Origin of the sequence: Limnohabitans sp. (genome assembly GCF_040400975.1) — a bacterium.
In the GTDB taxonomy this organism is placed as follows: domain Bacteria; phylum Pseudomonadota; class Gammaproteobacteria; order Burkholderiales; family Burkholderiaceae_C; genus Limnohabitans_A.
In genome coordinates this window covers 1-1,399 of record NZ_JBBAPF010000111.1, presented here as the reverse complement: position 1 = coordinate 1,399, position 1,399 = coordinate 1, and the positions used below count along the sequence as shown (strand labels likewise).

2 protein-coding genes are annotated in these 1,399 nt (G+C 52.2%); both read right to left on the bottom strand.

Features of this window, described 5'->3' with window-relative positions:
• Positions 1-717, bottom strand: a 717-nt coding sequence (locus ABWQ00_RS16055) for a hypothetical protein (RefSeq protein WP_353239661.1), incomplete at its 3' end; no start/stop codon positions are given.
• Positions 718-852: 135 nt separating this feature from the next.
• Positions 853-1,399, bottom strand: a 547-nt coding sequence (locus ABWQ00_RS16050; protein ID WP_353239660.1) for a hypothetical protein, incomplete at its 5' end; no start/stop codon positions are given.

Sequence of the window (1,399 nt, the reverse complement as noted above, 5' to 3'; positions counted from 1 at the left end):
GTCCGGCGTGAGCTGGCTCTGTGCATGGGTTTGGAGGATCAATAGTGCTGCTGGTGGTAAGTTGTCGGGGTGGGCCAGCAGAACTGTGATCAAATGCCCCCATGTGTAGCAGAGCATGTTCTCGGACCAAGGTTTCTCCATATGGGCCACCACTGCCAGTGGCTGAGCTAATGGGCTGGTGTCCGGCAAAGTTAGCGTGCGCACTGCCATGCCAGAAAGTGTGCGCATCTGTCGGGCCGTACTGAGTGCCAGCCGCGAGGTGCACGTGAGTAGGTCCACGTCGACTCGTGGAATGGTTGCGACGGCGACGGCGCCCCCGGCCAGTGCTGGTGTTGCTGATGAAGGGTGGGTACGCGGGTGATGTTGAGGTTGCGGTTCTCGCCGCGGGCGCACCGCCGACTGGCGGGGGGCAGCTTGCAACCATCCCTGCATCAGTGCTACTGCTGTCGTCACGAAAGACAGTGACAGGATCACTAGAGCTGTGAGCAACGTCCGTGCTGTTTTGGGCATCACAAACAGCGTGATCATATACTTCACGTACATGCGCAAGGTAATCATCAGTTGATCCATAGCGACGTTGACAGCGTGGGCATTGAAGCGGAGATTTAACATGATGAAGCGCATCGTTGATTTGTTTTCCAACTGGGCATTCACCTCGAACATTCCGCGCTGCAACATGAGAACGAAGAGATTGAGGTTTAGTGAACCATCGGTCACACCAGGGACATTTGTTCACCAACATGAGCATGAGGCGTCTGGTCTGGTCACGATGGATCATGGTGCGATGGCAAGCAATGCCACGTTTATGGCTGAAAAGACGATCGCATTCCGGACATGGCAAGCCAGGCCCTATCATAATAGGGTCGATTTCACGTTCAAGCTCTGTAGAAGTGACAAAGCTTCGCAATGACCGAAAAGTGGCTGATAGGAATTGTGGTATGGTGGAAAAAGCAAGAATGTCAACTGGCATGGGAGGGAGAGCATGTAGATGAACAGCATGAGCAATATCGGCCATGTACATGCGCAACCATGGATTGCAATCAGAATGACAGCTGCCATCAGGCAAAAGTTGGCATGATGAACCGTCAGCTCGTGCACCCAACAATGTTGCTGGAAGCGCAGAATCGCTGGAGGAAAGGTCACCACACATGCACAGAATAGATATGAAAAGCATAGCCGTCGAATCCGCAACACTGACTGGACTGTCGAAATAGACACTTGTTGCCGAACCCATTCATTAGTGTGGTATGCTGCAGAGCCTGTCAATAGGCAACGTAATTTGCGCATAATAAAAGATTCAGCAAAGCGCACTTGGGCATCAGTCAAACATGTCGTCTCCAGATCATCAATCAGGCGATTGAATATAACACTTTCAAAAACGCGGGCACGCCAAACAAGT